This window comes from Hymenobacter cyanobacteriorum (assembly GCF_022631375.1).
Classification (GTDB): Bacteria; Bacteroidota; Bacteroidia; order Cytophagales; family Hymenobacteraceae; genus Hymenobacter; species Hymenobacter cyanobacteriorum.
Map to the genome: position 1 here is coordinate 587,254 of NZ_JALBGC010000003.1, position 15,400 is coordinate 602,653.

Consider the following 15,400-nt stretch of genomic DNA (forward strand, 5'->3'; position numbering starts at 1 on the left):
GATGACAAGTGCCTTCCGCTACTCCTTCAACTTCGCCACCGGCACCGCACTCGTCATCACCCCGGCCGGCACGGCCTGGCCCTGGAAAATATTGTCGAGCCGGGCGGGCTTGGCGGCGTCGCTGCGGTCGGCGGCGAGCAACAGCTGGCCGTGGCGGGCGTAGTCGGCCCAGCGGCGGCGGAAGGCGGGCTGGGCATCGTCGGCCTTGGCAAAATAGGCCCACTCATCGACGAGGCCGGTGGCGCGGTTCACCAGGATTTCGTAGCGGTTCTGGGGCGTCACGCCCACGTTTTTGAAGGTCATCTGGAGCAGATCGGCGAGGGCACCGGCCTGAGTTTTGGCTTCGCCCTTATAGGCGAGGGTCACGCCCGAATCCTTCAGCTTGAAGGGCATGAGCAGCCAGTACATGTTGTTTATCCAGATGGGGTTCATTTTGTCGAGCACCTTCTGGCCGGCGGGCGTGGTCGAAATGTCCCGGCCCCGGCTGTACACCTGGCCGCGCTTGGTGTTCAGGTTGTAGTTGGCCACCAGCGTGTCTTTTTCCCAGTGGAAGTCGCCGGTGTATTTGTCCCACACCTGGTACTGGCCTCCGAAAAAGCTCCAGCCGAAGTAGCGGGCGTTTTGCCAGGCCTCGTAACCACCCATCTCGCGCATCACGCGGTCGGCAATGGTCACGGCTTTGGCATCGGAGCCCGCCGCGTCGAAACCCTCGGCGGCGGGGTACGAGCCCTTGGCCACTTTGACTTTTTTCTGGGCCTGGGCCGGGGCGGCCAGCAGGACGCACAAGCCGGTTATCAATACCAGCGGGCGGGCAATTTGAATAAGTAGTCGCATAGGGGCAAGCATACGGAAAACCGGCCGCCGGGGGTGGCTTGCCTGCACGGTAACGCCGCCTGGCCATGGGGCCGCCCCTGCAAGTAATGCCAACGCCACCCCGCCGCGTGCGTACTAGCCCGGGTGCCGCCTGTTCCGGCACGTCCTTTCCAGTTCTGCATGGCCACGCACTACAAGTTTTCCGATATCCTCGCCGTCATCAAGTCTTCGGCGGGCGAGTTCAACAACAACAACTCCTTCCGGCACGCGGCGGCGCTGTCGTATTACACCATTTTCTCGCTGCCGCCGCTGCTGCTCATCGTCATCACCATTGCCAGCTCGGTGTATGGCGGCGAGGCCATTTCGGGCCAGGTGTACGGGCAGCTGAAGGGCCTGGTCGGGCCCGATTCGGCCAAATTCCTGCAGGATAGCATTGCCAAGTTCACGTTGCAGCAGCGCGGCCCGGTAGCTACTACCATTGGCGTGGCCACCCTCCTTTTCGCCGCCACCACCTTCTTCGTCACCCTGCAGGAAAGCATCAACGACATCTGGAACCTGCGGGTAAAAACCACCGGCATTGGCATCGGCGCGTTCATCAAACAACGGTTTTTGTCGTTCGGGCTCATTCTGAGTGTGGCGCTGCTGCTGCTCATTTCCTTCGTTATCAGCGCCGTGCTCTCAGCCTTCACCGGCTGGCTGCAGCGCCAGATTCCGGAAGCTGGCGTCATTGCCATTAAGGTGGTCGACTTCTGCTTGTCGCTGGGCATTACCACGCTGCTGTTCGCGCTCATCTACCGCTTCCTGCCCGATGCCATTATTCGCTGGCGCGACGTGGGCATCGGGGCCTTTATCACGGCGCTGCTGTTCGTGCTGGGCAAGTTCCTCATCGCCTTCTACATTGCCAAGGCCGACCCCGGCTCTGCGTTCGGGGCGGCGGGTTCGGCCATCGTGCTGCTGCTGTGGGTCAACTATTCGTCGCTCATCATCTTCTTCGGGGCCGAGTTCACCCAGGAATTTGCCGATGCCTTCGGCCAGAAAGTGCACCCCAAGGCCCACGCCGTGCGCGTGCACTGGTGCGAGATTCCGCCCGGCGAGTCGGACGAGGAAAAGGCCACCGGCCGGCCCCACGCCACCGGCAGCTGGCGCAAGTAGCCGCCCGAGGCTGGCAAAACCAGCCCCGCTGGCCCATCTTTGAGTCAGGCTTTCATCGATTCATGCGCACTCGCTTCTGCTCCATCCCTGCCCATCTGGGCCGCTTCGTGCTGCTGGGGGCGGCCCTGGCCGCTGGCCCGGCCCGCGCGCAGGTAGCACCGCCCGACACCGCGGTTAAAGCCACCGGCACCCCGGCCCGCCCCTACGCCGGCAACGGCAGCCGCCTGTTCGTCGGCCCCACGGCCCGCAACCTGCGGCGCGGCGAAGGCACGGTACAGGACATCGCCGTATTTGCCCTGGCGGCCGACTACGGCATCAGCGACCGGGTTTCGGTGGGCGTGCTGGGCACGTTTGTGCCGGGGCTGGGCAAGTATAATCTGGTGGGCATCACGCCCAAGTTCAGCGTGCCGGTGGGCGAGCGGGTGCACGTGGGCGCAGGGGCCTTTGGCTTGTACGTGAATGGGACGGCGGTGGGCCTCACCTACGCCAACGCCACGCTGGGCACGGCCGACCACCAGCTCACGGCCGGCGTGGGCTTTGGCTTCAGCGGCAGCGGGGGCTTTGGCAGCACGCCCGTGCTGATGCTGGGCGGGGCCACGCGCCTGGGCCGCCGCTTGTTTTTGGTCGATGAAACCTACCTGCTGCACACCAGCAGCGGCCGGCGCATCTCGGCGCTGGCAGGCGTGGCGGGTGGCCGGGCCGTGTGGCCGCGCCTGAGCGCCAGCCTGGGCCTGGCCTACCTGGCCTACGACTACCGCGAGCAGTCCGGCAGCAGCGCTATCAGCAACCGTAACGGGGCCGTTGGGCCCTACGCCGACGTGACCTTCCGCTTCGGCCAAGCGAAGTAACGGTTGCTTTTCCGAACACAAAAAGGCCCCTGCCAACCGGCAGAGGCCTTTTTCTTTTTTTGCAGAAAGGAAGGAAATGTGGGAAGCGCCGCTTAGTTGAACACGAACCCGTTCGGCCCCACCTTCACGGTGAAGGAGTCGATGGGCGTACCGTTGGGCTGGTAGCGCACGAAGCGGCCGTTGCTGTTGTAGCTGGGCGCAAGGGCCCCGTAGATGGTGTTGTCGCGCGGGTCGATGCCGAAGCCCGAGAAGCTACGCCGCAGGAAAGGGGTGGTGGGCAGGGCCGTGGCGCTGGTGCTCAACTGGTACTCGGCCCCACCGAAACGGTAGTAAAGCTGGTCCTTGGCCGGGCTGATGCGCAGCTGGCCGGGGCTGGCCGTGCCCGGGAAAGTCAGCTTGAGCTGGGTAGCCGGGCTGGCCGGGTTGAAGCGCACCAGGGTGCCGTTCGATACGCGCGTGGCCGTGTAGGGCGGCACCGACAGGTACGTTACGAAGCCCGAGCACAGCACCCACAGGTTGCCGTCTTTATCGGCCACCATGCTGCCGGGGCCATCGGCCACCGTAATGGTGCTGCTGAGCGTGCCGGTAGCCTCGTCAATCACCGACACGGTATTGTCGAGGCTGTTGGGCACGTAAATTTTGCCGCCCAGGGCCAAGAGCTGCTCGGGATTCCGGCCCACCGTTACGCGGCTGCTCACGGTGTTGGTCGTCAGGTCGATGATGCTGAGCACGCCGGGCAGGTAGCCGGTGTAGGGGCCGCGCCACTCCGTCACGTAGCCGCGCGTGGCCGAGGTGGAAGTGAAGTAACGCGGCTGCGTGAGGCCAGCAATGGTACCGGCCGTTTTGAAATCGGGCAGGTTCACCACCTCAATTTTGTTGGAAGCATTCACTACGATGTAGCCCTTGTTGCCCTGCACGCCCATGCTCTGCACCACATCGCCGAGCTTGGCCCCGCTGTTGGCGCTGCCGAAGGCATCCACGGTCAGCGTTTTAGCCGTGCGGTCGAACACGCTCACTGCGCCGTCGCCGGCCCCAAACTGGCCTTCGCTTAGCACATACACGCTGGTAGTAAGCGGAGCGGGCTCCGTAATAATTTCCTTTTTCGGGTCGCAGGAAGCGAGCAGCGCCAGAGCCGCCAGGGCCAGAGGGGTCAGATTTTTCATAAAAAAAGAAGAGGAAAACAGCGCCGACCGCAGCCGGCAAATAGGGTGTTGAAGAGAAAAATGAAATCAGAAATCGACCCGCAGGCTGCCGCCCACGCTGCGCGGCGGGGCCGGCCGGCCGGGGTAGCTCTCGTAGGCCTGGCCCAGCAGGTTGCTGGCTTGGGCCAGCAGCAGCAGCTTCGTGCCGGCCGGCCCGGGCAGCGTGCGCCCCAGCGTGGCCCCGAGCAGCAGCGTGCCGGGCAGGTAGTCCTGGCCCGAAGCGTTGATGTAGCGGTAGCTGCTGAACACCAGCGTGCTGCTGGCCAGCCAGCCACGCCAGCGGTGGTCGGTACTAAAACTAGCCTGGTGCCGGGGCACAAAGGCCAGCTGCACGCCCACGGGGTCGGGGTCGTCGGGCGCGCCCTGGGTTTTGCGGGTATCGGTGAGGTGGTAGGCCAGCTGCGCGCTGCCGGTGTAGTGGCCCCGCTGCCGCCGCAGCGCCGTGCTGGCTTCGAGGCCCTGGCTGCGCACGCGGCGCAAGTTGCGCGGGCTCCAGATGCCCGTGCCGGCAGTAGGCAACCACTGCACCCAGTTGTCCACTTCCTGCCGGAAGGCGGTAAGCTCGGTTTCGAGCACCAGGCCCGGCTGGCCGGCCAGCCGGTGGCGCAGGCCGGCTTCGTAGCCGAAGCCCGACTCGGGGCGCAGGTCGGGGTTGCCGCCAGGCCGCCAGTACCGCTCGTTCAGGGTAGGAGCGCGGTAGCTGCGGGCCGCGCTGGCGCTGAAAGTGAGTAAATGAGTAACTGAGTAAGGGAGTGAGGGGGGCAAATCCAGCTTCCCCGTTTCTGAAGCGGCTGCCGCAGCAGCGGGGGCAGCAGTTTCGGCTTCGGCCGCTGAGGCATTGGCTGCCGGATGCAGCAGGTCCCACTCCAGGCCCACGGTGGGCGTGAGGGGGGCCAGGCCGGCGGGCAGCGCGGCCTGCCGCAGGTTGGCCGAGAGGCGCAGGGTCGGGCGCGAGTCGTAGCGCAGCAGGGCGAAGGCGGCGGCGCGGTTCTCGGTTACCGGAACGGCCCCGTAGCCATCCACCAACGCCGCAAAATGCTGGGCTTCGGCCCCCAGGCGCAGGCTGCCGCGCGCGCCCAGCGCAGCGGTGTGCTCGGCCTGGGCCTGGGTGGTGCGCACGCGCGAGTTGCTGGGCGCGCCGCCGTCGCGGTAGTTCAGCACGTCCTCGAACCAAGCAGCACGGCCGCTCCACTGGCTGCGGGCGGCCACGTGGCGGTAGCCCAGCGTGAGGCGTCGGCTCTGGTCGCGTTCGCGGGCCTGCCCGCCGATGATGCCGGTACCGGACTGGATTTCGCGGTCAGTGTCCGTCAGCCAAGCGGCGACGCTGAGCTCGCCGGCCCGGCCCACGCGCCAGGCCAGGTCGGGGCTGAAACTCCACTGGTGGCGCAAAGCCGCGTTTTGCAGCGTGTAGCGCACGGGGCCGCGCGCCTCCTGCACCAGGTAGGAATAGTTGTTCTGCGCCTCGCGGTAGCCGGCGGCCACGCGCACCGCCACCGCCGCCGAGGCAGCCCGGACATCCAGGTTGCCGCCCACCAGTCCAAAACTGCCGGCCTCGGGCTGCACGCTCCCCCGATGCCCCACGCGCCAATCCGGCGCGGCATCGAGCAACACCGCGCCGCCCACGGCCCCGCTGCCGTAGAGCGCCGCCGCCGGCCCGGGCTGGATGCTAACGCGGGTGCTGGCCCCCACGGGCAGCAGCGCAAAATCCGTCTGGCCCAGCGTGGGCAGCATGATGTTCAGCCCGTTCCAGAGCACGGCCGTGTGCTGGGCCGAGGTGCCGCGCAGGGCAATAGTGGCCAGCTGGCCCGGGCCATAGTATTTGAGCGCCAGCGGGGTGCGGGCCTGCAGCACTTCGGCCAGGTTGCTGCCCCGGTACTGAGCTAGCACCGCCGAATCGAGCTCGGTGAGGGTGCTGCCCACGGCAAACCGCTCGGGACCAATAGCGCGCACGCGCACCTCGCCCAAGCGGTGCTGCCGCCGGCTCAGACGGGCCGAGTCGGCGGGCGCGGGCGAGCCGGCGGGGTTGGCCGGGGCCTGGGCCCACGCGCCGCCCATCGCAGCCAGGGCCAGCAGCGCACCGGCCAGCAGCCGGCGAAACAAGGAATTCAAACGCAACCGAATCAAATTCTCACTGAAGAAAATTCGATTCAAAATCTGCCCGCAAGCTCTTCTTTTGGAAGAAGCCCGCTGCCAGACCGAGGCCGAAAAACAGGGGGTAAGGTGGCTGCCCGGGGGCGGCCGCTGCTCTCTTTCTCCATCCGTCCTCCGCGAATGCTGAACCTGTGAATGCCCGGGCAGGTCTCCTGGCTTGCTTCGCCGAACGGGCCGCCTTCCCAGCTTACGGTTGCTAATCAACCGAAAATCAGTGGCTTGTGTGGCCCGCTCCGATATGAAGCGTACAGTTGCGGGGACAGCTCCGGCGTTGAACCGGATTCCCTTTTCAGCCGCGCCCCGCGATTGGGGTCTGGCACCTTGGCGGCCCAAAGATACGACAGCGACTAACAGGAACGGTCATGCAGAGCTTGTCGAAGCATCTCTACTGCTTCGTTGATACGATTCACGTGGAGCGGTAGAGATGCTTCGACAAGCTCAGCATGACGTTCTTTCTCGCGCGCGCTACAGGGCTACCGGCGCAGCGTCATGCCCACAAAGTATTCGTGGTCGGTGAGGCGGTTCAGGGCCAGGTGGGTGCCGAAATCGAGCTGCACGTTGGCATTCACCTTAATGATGGGCGCCACGTTCACCGACGACAGCCAGCGGCGCTGCTCGGTGTTCCACTGGGCCACGCCTTCGGTAATGATGCCCAGCCGCTTGGCAAAGTCGTACTCGAAAGCCACCGACGGCATCATGGTGAGGTAGCGCTGGCCGGCTTCGCGGTCGTAGTCAAGTTCGGAGGCCACCTGGGCTTCGAGGTTGAGGTCGTCGGTCAGCTCCACGTCGAGGGGCAGCACCACGCCGTATTCCACGGCCCCGTCGCCAACCTGGCCGCCGGTGGGCAGGCGCGCGTAGCCAATCACCGACATGGCAAACCGGCCCAATTGGTCGTCGCCCACAAAATTGTGCTTGAGGCGCACCGTCACGTCGCCGAAGCCGGCGTGGCGCTCCCGGCCTTCGGCGGGGTCATCGGGCTGCTGCTTAGCCACGCTGTAAACGGGCACTTCGAGTTGGATATCGGTGCGGCGGCTCAAGCCCAGCTTCAGCATGGAGTAGGCGGCGTGCCACTCGCGACGGCTGTTGGCGCCCGAACCACTGTTGATGAGGCGCAGGGCATCCATTTCCAGCTGAAAATGGCCGGCATCAACGGTAAACGGGCTCTCGGTAACGCCCGGGCGGTCGGGCTGCAGTTCGCGCAGGCGGTTGCGTGGCACCGGCTTGCGCCAGCTGAAATGGGCCGAATCGTAGGGCGAAGTTTTGGCGGGCGCCTGCGCCTGGGCGAGGCAGGGCAGGCTGCTCAGCGCCAGCAGGGTGAAAAGGTGTTTCATGGCCGCAGTACGGGCCACGTTGGTTTTTGACCGGAAAAAGCGGGTCATGCAGAGCGCAGCGCAGCATCTTTACTGCTCAATGCACTTATTTACTGCTGCGGTAAAGATGCTTCGCTGCGCTCTGCATGACGTTCTAAAGTCAGCTCTACTCCCATCTAAAACGGCACCACCATTTTCACCGCCACGTTGCGGCCGGGGTTGTAGATGCCGGTGCGGCCGGTGGGCGAGGCGGCGTAGTACTCGAAGTATTTCAACCGGTTGAGGTGGGCCTGATAGGGCGTATCGAACACGTTATCAACCTGCAACACGAATTGCGCCACTGGCCGGCCGGCCCGGCTGGTGAGCGTGGTGCCCGCGCCCAGCCCCAGCAGGGCGTAGCCGGCGGTGGCAGTTTCGCTGTTGTCGAGGGCCAGGAAGCGGTTTTGGCGGGCGCTGGCATCAAGGCTGGCGCGGAAGTAGGTGGCCGTAAGGCGGGCGCCTTCGCGGGCGGGCAGGGTGGCGCGCAGCTCGGTGCGGACCCGCAGCGGCGGCAGCAGCGGCAGGTAGCGGGCGGCGGGGCCGTCGCGCTCGAGCCGGGCGGCGTCGGCGTTTTCGCCGTTCACGAAGGCGATGTTGCTGGTGCTGGTCAGCCAGGGCAGGGCGGCTGGGCGCAAACTCAGGCTGGCTTCGAGGCCGTAGAGACGGGCGGCGGCCTGCTGAAACTGGTAGGTGGTATTGCCCGGCACGATGACGACCGGCTGGCCGGCCGCGTCCAGCAAGCGGGCCTGGTAGATGAAGTTCTGCACGTAGTTGTGGAAGACTTCCACACTCACATCGACCGTGGGCTGGTGCCAGAGCGCGCCCACGTCCTGCTGCCAGCTGAACTCGGGCCGGAAGTCGCGGTTGCCCAGGTACACGATGTGCGCGCCGGGGTCGAGGCCGTTCGAGCCGATTTCGGGGATGTTGGGGGCGCGGTAGCCACGGGCCAGATTGGCGCGCAGCGTGAGCCGCTCGGTGGCCAGCCAACTGCCGCCCACGCTGGCCGACACGCCCCGGTACCACTGCCGAAACGCCGGAAACTGCAGCTGCGCGCCCGCCGTGCCGGCCTGGACCTGCGCATCGAAGCCGGTGGCGGGGTTGGGCGCCACGTAGAAATCCGACCACGTCACCAGCCGCGTGTCGTAGCGCAGGCCGCCGCTCAGCTCCAGCTGGCCCAGCGGCTTTTTCAGCAGCAGGAAGCCGCCGGCATCGAGCAAATCGTAGTTGGGAATGGGAAAGTCGGTGGCCTGCTGGTGGCGGTTGAGCTGCCCCATACCGTTGCTGCCGACGCTGATTTGCAGGCCCTGCCACTCGGGCAGGTGGTAGCGCACGTCGTAGGTGTAGGTGGTGAGCTGCAGGGCCAGGCCGGCTTGGCTGGGCGCGGTGGGGTGGTTGAACTCCTTACGGTTGTTTTGCTGCGCGCCCAGCAGCAGGTGCAGCTCGCCGCCGCCCAGGTGCACCTGTGTTTTGGTGAACACGCGGTAGTGCCGGATGCGCTGGTGCAGCGGGCTGATGGCGTAGGAATTCAGCTCCTCCTCCCCCACCAACGGCCGGTTCTTAATGTCATCGAGCCCGCTCTCGAAAACCTGCCGGGTGAAGCGCCGGCTGAGCGAATCGCGGCTGCCATCCGGAATTTCCTGGCGGTTGTCGTACAGCGTGAGGTAGGCGTGGGTACTACCCCAGGCCTTGCTCAGGCCCACCATGCCCGTCAGCGTCAGCTCGCGGAAGCCGGTGTTGTATACCAAGCCATCCACACTATTGCGGTAGTCGCGGGCCATCCGGTGGCTGGCCCGAAAGCTGGTCTGGAAGCCATGATTCTGGTAGTTCAGGCCCAGGGAATTGCCAATCAGTCCGTTATTAGACTGATACTCATTAAGTACATCGCCACGCAGCCGACCATCGGGGCCGTCGGGCAAAGCAGGCAGCAGGTTCACCACCCCAGCCACCGCGTCGGAGCCGTAGAGTAAGCTGGCGGGGCCTTTCACCACTTCCACGCGCTCAATGTCGTAGCCGTCTACTTCCACCCCGTGCTCGTCGCCCCACTGCTGGCCTTCCTGCCGCAGGCCGTTGTACAAGGTCAGCACGCGGTTATAGCCCAAGCCCCGAATAAAGGGTTTCGACACGTTGGGTCCCGTCGTCACGGCACTCAGGCCGGGGATGCCGCGCACGGCCGCATCGATGACGTTGGTGTTGGCGTTGAGGGTGATTTCACGGCGGCCCAGCGTGGCAATGGGCACGGGGCTGCGGCGCAGTTCGGTGGCCCGGCTCACGCCCGTCACCACCACTTCGCCCAGGTCGGCGGCAGATGTCGTCAGCCCGAAATCAATGGTGAGTGGCGCACCAGCGGCCACCGTCACGCGCCGCTCGGCGGGCGCGAAGCCCACTGCGCTGGCCCGCAGCCGTTGCGGCCCCGCCGGCACACCGCGCAGCTCGAAGCGGCCGGCTGCGTCGGCAGTCGCGCCCACGGTGGTGCCCACCACGCCCACGCTAGCAAACGGCACTGGCTGGCGCTGCTGGTCGCGCACGGCACCGGTCACTTCGGCAGCCTGGGCAACAGCCAGTTGCGGCAGCCAGCAGAGAATGAGTAAGAGAATTTTCATGGGCATTTTAGCAGTTGGCAAATGGCAATAGCCAGCCGGCCGGCTAAAAAGCCGGTGCTTATCTGATGCCGTTTGGGGAGTAATTGAGGTCAGGAATAGCCCCTACCTCGTCAGGAAATAATTAACCGAAAAACGTCTGCCAGAGCAGAAACAGGTTGAGCACAATGATGATGCCCGACACTACCCAGGCCAGCACCTGCACCGCCGGGCGGTTCACAAACACGCCCATTTTGGCGCGGCTGCCGGTAAATAGCACCAGCGGTACCACCGCAAAGCTGAGCTGCAGCGACAGAATTACCTGGCTGAGTACCAGCAGCTGACCGGTACCTTTCTCGCCGTAGATGATGGCCACCACCAAGGCCGGCACCACGGCGATGAGGCGCGTGATGAGCCGGCGCACCCAGGGCTTCAACTTAATGTCGAGGAAGCCTTCCATCACAATCTGGCCGGCGAGCGTGCCGGTCAGGGTCGAGTTCTGGCCCGAAGCCAGCAGGGCCACGGCAAACAGCACGCTGGCCGCACCTGCGCCCAGCACTGGAGTGAGCAGCTTGTGGGCATCGGCAATGTCGGCCACGTTCTCGTGGCCCTTACCGTGGAAGGCCGCGGCGGCCGTCACGAGGATGGCCGCGTTCACGAAAAACGCCAGAAACAGCGCCAGCGTCGAGTCGATAGTGGCAAACTTGATGGCCGAGCGTTTGCCGGGCTCGTCCTGCGGGAAGGCCCGCGTCTGCACGATGCTGGAGTGCAGGTAGAGGTTGTGCGGCATCACCGTAGCGCCCAGAATACCGATGGCCACGTAGAGCATCAGCGGGTTGGTCACGATTTCAGGCTGCGGCACCAGGCCCTTGCTCAGCGCCAGCCAGTCGGGGTGTGAGGCGATGATTTCGTAGAGAAAACACCCGAAAATGAGCACAATAAGTCCCGCCACCAGGCTTTCGATGATGCGAAAGCCCTTGTTCTGAAAAAACAGCACCACCAGCACATCGAGCGTGGTGAGCACCACGCCCCAGGCCAGCGGCAGCTTGAACAGCAGGTTGAGCGCAATGGCCGAGCCGATGACTTCGGCCAGGTCGCAGGCGGCAATGGCGATTTCGCATAGCATCCACAGCGCCAGGCTCACGGGGCGCGAGTAGTGGTCGCGGCAGGCCTGGGCTAGGTCGCGGCCCGTGACGATGCCCAGCTTGGCCGCCAGGTGCTGGAGCAGCATGGCGAATAGGTTGGAAATCAACACTACGCTGAGCAGGGTGTAGCCGTAGCGGGCACCGCCGGCCAAGTCGGTGGCCCAGTTGCCGGGGTCCATGTAGCCCACGGCCACCAGCAGGCCGGGCCCCCAAAAGGCCATGAGCTTGCGCCAGAACGGGGCGTTGGCGGGCGGCACCTTAATGCTGGCGTACACCTCGCTAAGCGAGTTGCCGCGCCGGGCGTGGCGCCAGCCAGCTTCGGCGGGAGGGGTGGTTTCGGTGAGTAAAGAAGGAGGCACGGACAAATTCGAATAGCTAAAGTTAGCAATTTTTAGACGAACCTAAAAATAATTTTTGACTGGCTTAAATACCGTTTCGCCCGCAAAAGGTTGCGCGCCCTGAATATTTGGTTGGTCCCAGACAATCAGCGGCCCAGCTGCACAGTCGCGGGCCGGTACTACAGCGCCATTTTGCCCCCGGTGGGCCGCCCGCCATTCGTGCCCGACCTTTGCAGCCGCAACCGCCGCTTCATGACGCCCACCAAAATCAAAAACCGCCTCGGCCTGCTTTCCCTCGTGGTGAGTATTGGCCTGGTAGCCATCAAGTTCTACGCCTACCACCTCACCCGGTCGCAGGCCGTGCTTACGGATGCGCTGGAGAGCATTATCAACGTGTTTACCAGCGGTTTTGCCCTATACAGCCTCTACCTGGCCAGCCTGCCTAAGGACGAAAACCACCCCTACGGCCACGGCAAAATCGAGAACCTGTCGCTGGGTTTCGAGGGCGGCCTGATTTTCATGGCCGGGGCCTTCATCCTCTACAGCGCCTCGCGCCACCTGCTGCACCCCGAGCCCGTGGCCAAGCCCGACTGGGGCGTGCTGCTACTGGCCAGCACCGCCGTGGTGAACCTGGCCGTGGGCATGATATTGGTGCGCAGCGGCAAGAAGCTGAAATCGGTGGCGCTGGTGGGCGACGGGCAGCATTTGTTCATCGATGCCATCACGTCCATCGTGTCGTCGGCGGCGCTGCTGCTGGTGCAGGCTACCGGCATTGTGCAGTTCGACAGCGGCGCGGCGCTGCTGCTGGGCGGCTTCATTCTGGTGAACGGCGGCCGGATGCTGCGCAAAGCCGTGTCGGGCCTGATGGACGAAACCGACATTGCCGTGGTGGCCGAAGTCATTGCCGAACTGCAGGCCCAGCGCCGCCCGTCCTGGATTGACGTGCACAACCTGCGCGTGCAGCGCTACGGCTCCAACCTGCACATCGACTGCCACATGCAGATGCCCTACTACCTCACCCTGGAGCAGGTGCACACCCAGCTGCACGACATCGAGGAGTTGATTCGGGCGCGCTTCGCCGTGGAAGTCGAGATGTTCGTGCACGCCGACCCCTGCACGCCAGCCGCCTGCTCGCTCTGCCTGATGCCCGCCTGCCCCGTGCGCCAGCACCCGCTGCTCCACGAAGTGCCCTGGACGGTGCACAACGCCATCAAAAACGAGCGCCACCGCCTGGACTAGGTTGGACAACTACGCAAGCAGAGAAAAATGACCGCAAAAAAAGAAGGCCGCGAAATTCGCGGCCTTCTTTTTTTACTGAAGCAGTAGCGGCGGGATTACTGGCCGCGACGTACTTCCACCCAACCCTTCGACTTGTTGCCGCTGGTGTCGGTGATGTAGTAGTAGTACACGCCATCGGGCTGGCCGGCGCCGGCCCAGGTGTTCTGGTAGTTGCTGTATTCCTGCACCTTATTGCCCCAGCGGTTGAAGATTTCGAGCTTGCCACCGCGCTGGCTCACGGGCAGCACAAACACGTCGTTCAGGTTGTCGTTGTTCGGCGTGATGATGTTGGGCACGTTCAGCTCGGGCACAATGACGAGGCGCTGGAACACCGAGGCCGAGCACTGGCCGGGCACGCGCGAGGTAGTGCCGTTGGTGATGAGCGTGGAGGCCGCGCTGAGCTTGATGAGGTAGGTGCCGCCATCGGTCAGCTTTAGGTCGCGGGGGGTGTAGCCGCGGGCAAACACGACCACCGGCGCATTAGTCGTGGGGTTGCCGGCCCCGTCCTTGATGCGCTGATAAGTCCAGCGCAGCGAGTCGAGGCGGAATTCCGGCGAAGTGTAGCAGTTAGTGGTTACGCCGCTGGCGCACGGCACCTGGCCGTTAATCGTCGACTGGTTGGTGAACTTGTACGTAATCGGCGGCACCAGACGGCCGGGCGCAATGCCCGTGTTGCTCACCGGACGGCTCGAGATGGAGTCGGTGATGGTGAAGCGGGCCGCCACCGGCGGGGCCACCCGCACCAGAATCGAGGTCGTATCGCCGCAGCCCGGGCCGAAACCGCCAGTGGGCGTAATGAGCAGCCGGTAGCGGCTCGTCACGGTCGGGGTTACCGTAATGTTCTTGTTGGTCGCAGTGGCCGTATTGAAGCCGTTGCCGCGCACCAGGCTCCACTGGTAAGCGTAGGTTTGCAGTACCGACTTGCCGGTGACCGGGTTGCGAATCGAGTCGGGACGCACCACCGAGCCATTCAGGGCCAGCGAGCCGTTGCAAAGCGTGATGGGCGATACACCGCTCAGGCTGCTGCCGCCGGCCGTGGCCAGGGCCGTGGCAAAGTTGCCTTTCAGAATCCGAATCACGATAACGCGGTTCTGACGGCCCTTTACCGGGCAGGCATTGTCCTCAATCCCGACGTTGATGCGAATTACCCGGCCTACCATATTAGGCGAGGGCTGGAAGATGAACGTGGCCTGCGGGTTTTCCGACCCGTTGACGTGGGCCGGGTCGGTACTGAAAGAGAATACCCCCACGTCGCCGCTGGCCAGGTAGCTCGAGCCGGAGTTGATGGTAGCGGGCAGCGTCACAGTCAGGCGCTGGTGGGCGCTGGGGGTCTTCAGGTTGTCGGGGTCGGTGAAATTGATAAGCACCCGCGAGTAGTTGCACGAATACACGCTGATACGGGTGGTATCGACCGTGTTGGTGGTGGCCGTGTTCGAGTTCGGGGTCTGGTTCTGAGCCGTTACCGGGTTGGGCGTGGTGTTGGTACCGCAGTCGATAACAATGAGGACGGCCTCGCGGCGCACGCGGCCGATGATGCGGCGCACGCCGTTGATGCGGCGGTATTCGTTCACTTCCACTACCACCACGTACTTGTTGCCGCCGTCGCCAGCCGCCAGGTTGGGCAGGTAAACGTTGGGCTTGAAGGTAACGGTGCGGGCCTGCTGGTTGAGGCGGAAGTACGGCACACCCTGTTTAATGGGGCAGGAGCCGGTGGTGTCGGAAGCAACGGGCAGCGGCAGCTGCGGCGTATAGGTGCTGCCACCGGTGAGCGATGGGAACTCCAGCACGCACAACGGATTGCGGCTGAGAATGACAACACCGCCGAGCGCGCCGGGGTAAGGCTTGTAGGCAATGGGTACGCCGCAGTTATCGAGCGGGGCCGCCAGCGAGTACACCAGCGAGTCGCCATCGGGCTCGATGGCCGAGAAGCCGAACGTGGTGAGCTGGTTCACGCACACGTACTGAATCGGAATGTCCAGCGGGTCGAACTGGGGCGAAGTGTTCACCACACTGGTGCCCCGGTTGTCCAGGTAGGCTTCGGTGTAGAGGTAGTTGCCCGCGCCGCCGGTGAGGTTGCCGATGTCGGGGCGGTTGCCCAGGCGCGTGCTCATCGTCCACTGGCCCGGGGCCAGGGTAACGGTGGCTTCGTAGTTGGTGAAGTCGTAGAGCGGGTACGTGCCCGAGGGGTTGCTGCAGGTAGTGGGGTTGGTGGGGCACAGCGGGGTGGCGGCGATGGTCTGGCCCACGGGCAACAGGTCGGCCGTAACGCTGGCCGGGGCATTGCAGCCCCCGTTGCGGCAAATCAAATCGAACGAATCCGGCGTGGGAGCCCCCGAGCAGTCGCGATAAAGGCGAAACCGCACCCGGTACTGGTTACCCCCGAGCGAGGTATAAGTCATGTCGCAGCCCAGCAAGTGGGATGCCTGCGCGGTTGGCAGCCCGCCCAACAGGGCACACGCCAACAGCAGGAACCAAAAAGAAAGTAGTGTTTTTTTCATTGGGTGAAGGGTGAAGGGGACGAAAACAAAAAAGCGGAGGGGTGGCAGCG

At 64.6% G+C, this 15,400-nt stretch carries 10 protein-coding genes and 1 riboswitch; of the genes, 3 read left to right on the forward strand and 7 right to left on the reverse strand.

Annotation, left to right across the window (positions count from 1 at the left end):
- Nucleotides 1–18: 18 nt before the first annotated feature.
- The gene (locus MON38_RS12260; RefSeq protein ID WP_241936460.1) at nucleotides 19–834 is read right to left on the reverse strand and encodes a DUF6503 family protein; all 816 of its coding nucleotides are present in this window, start codon (nucleotides 832–834) and stop codon (nucleotides 19–21) included.
- Nucleotides 835–993: 159 nt separating this feature from the next.
- Between MON38_RS12260 and MON38_RS12265 the strand changes: the two genes are divergently transcribed.
- Nucleotides 994–1,965, forward strand: a complete 972-nt coding sequence (locus MON38_RS12265) for a YihY/virulence factor BrkB family protein (protein ID WP_241936461.1) — start codon at nucleotides 994–996, stop codon at nucleotides 1,963–1,965.
- 62 nt (nucleotides 1,966–2,027) lie between these two features.
- A complete protein-coding gene (locus MON38_RS12270; RefSeq protein ID WP_241936462.1) occupies nucleotides 2,028–2,813 on the forward strand; it encodes a hypothetical protein in 786 nt (261 codons plus the stop codon).
- Nucleotides 2,814–2,905: 92 nt separating this feature from the next.
- Here the strand turns inward: MON38_RS12270 and MON38_RS12275 are convergent, their stop codons facing one another.
- From MON38_RS12275 to MON38_RS12295, 5 genes are all read right to left on the reverse strand, one after another.
- Nucleotides 2,906–3,976 carry a DUF5074 domain-containing protein gene (locus MON38_RS12275; protein ID WP_241936463.1) on the reverse strand — a complete coding sequence of 357 codons (1,071 nt, stop codon included), beginning with the start codon at nucleotides 3,974–3,976 and terminating at the stop codon, nucleotides 2,906–2,908.
- A gap of 66 nt (nucleotides 3,977–4,042) precedes the next feature.
- Nucleotides 4,043–6,124, reverse strand: coding sequence for a TonB-dependent receptor plug domain-containing protein (locus tag MON38_RS12280; RefSeq protein ID WP_241936464.1), 2,082 nt, complete (start codon nucleotides 6,122–6,124; stop codon nucleotides 4,043–4,045).
- A gap of 167 nt (nucleotides 6,125–6,291) precedes the next feature.
- Nucleotides 6,292–6,505, reverse strand: a riboswitch (cobalamin riboswitch).
- A 134-nt stretch (nucleotides 6,506–6,639) separates the two neighbouring features.
- Entirely contained in the window at nucleotides 6,640–7,497 is an 858-nt protein-coding gene (locus MON38_RS12285) for a transporter (protein ID WP_241936465.1), read from the reverse strand.
- Nucleotides 7,498–7,652: 155 nt separating this feature from the next.
- Nucleotides 7,653–10,115: a TonB-dependent receptor gene (locus MON38_RS12290; RefSeq protein ID WP_241936466.1), complete on the reverse strand. Its 2,463-nt coding sequence runs from the start codon at nucleotides 10,113–10,115 to the stop codon at nucleotides 7,653–7,655.
- A 121-nt stretch (nucleotides 10,116–10,236) separates the two neighbouring features.
- Nucleotides 10,237–11,595 (reverse strand): Nramp family divalent metal transporter, encoded by a 1,359-nt coding sequence (locus tag MON38_RS12295; RefSeq protein ID WP_338423771.1) that lies wholly within the window; start codon nucleotides 11,593–11,595, stop codon nucleotides 10,237–10,239.
- A gap of 198 nt (nucleotides 11,596–11,793) precedes the next feature.
- On the opposite strand from MON38_RS12295, the gene MON38_RS12300 reads away from it, so the two are divergent.
- The gene (locus MON38_RS12300; RefSeq protein ID WP_241936467.1) at nucleotides 11,794–12,813 is read left to right on the forward strand and encodes a cation diffusion facilitator family transporter; all 1,020 of its coding nucleotides are present in this window, start codon (nucleotides 11,794–11,796) and stop codon (nucleotides 12,811–12,813) included.
- A gap of 95 nt (nucleotides 12,814–12,908) precedes the next feature.
- Here MON38_RS12300 and MON38_RS12305 read toward each other — a convergent pair whose 3' ends face one another.
- Nucleotides 12,909–15,350 (reverse strand): T9SS type B sorting domain-containing protein, encoded by a 2,442-nt coding sequence (locus tag MON38_RS12305; protein WP_241936468.1) that lies wholly within the window; start codon nucleotides 15,348–15,350, stop codon nucleotides 12,909–12,911.
- Between the last annotated feature and the right edge of the window lie 50 nt (nucleotides 15,351–15,400).

Bases quoted from the DNA above. Each gene is read 5' to 3' on its own strand.
- MON38_RS12265 (WP_241936461.1), top strand. From the start codon at position 994: ATGGCCACGCACTACAAGTTTTCCGATATCCTCGCCGTCATCAAGTCT.
- MON38_RS12305 (WP_241936468.1), bottom strand. From the start codon at position 15,350: ATGAAAAAAACACTACTTTCTTTTTGGTTCCTGCTGTTGGCGTGTGCC.
- MON38_RS12260 (WP_241936460.1), bottom strand. From the start codon at position 834: ATGCGACTACTTATTCAAATTGCCCGCCCGCTGGTATTGATAACCGGC.
- MON38_RS12270 (WP_241936462.1), top strand. From the start codon at position 2,028: ATGCGCACTCGCTTCTGCTCCATCCCTGCCCATCTGGGCCGCTTCGTG.
- MON38_RS12285 (WP_241936465.1), bottom strand. From the start codon at position 7,497: ATGAAACACCTTTTCACCCTGCTGGCGCTGAGCAGCCTGCCCTGCCTC.
- MON38_RS12275 (WP_241936463.1), bottom strand. From the start codon at position 3,976: ATGAAAAATCTGACCCCTCTGGCCCTGGCGGCTCTGGCGCTGCTCGCT.
- MON38_RS12290 (WP_241936466.1), bottom strand. From the start codon at position 10,115: ATGAAAATTCTCTTACTCATTCTCTGCTGGCTGCCGCAACTGGCTGTT.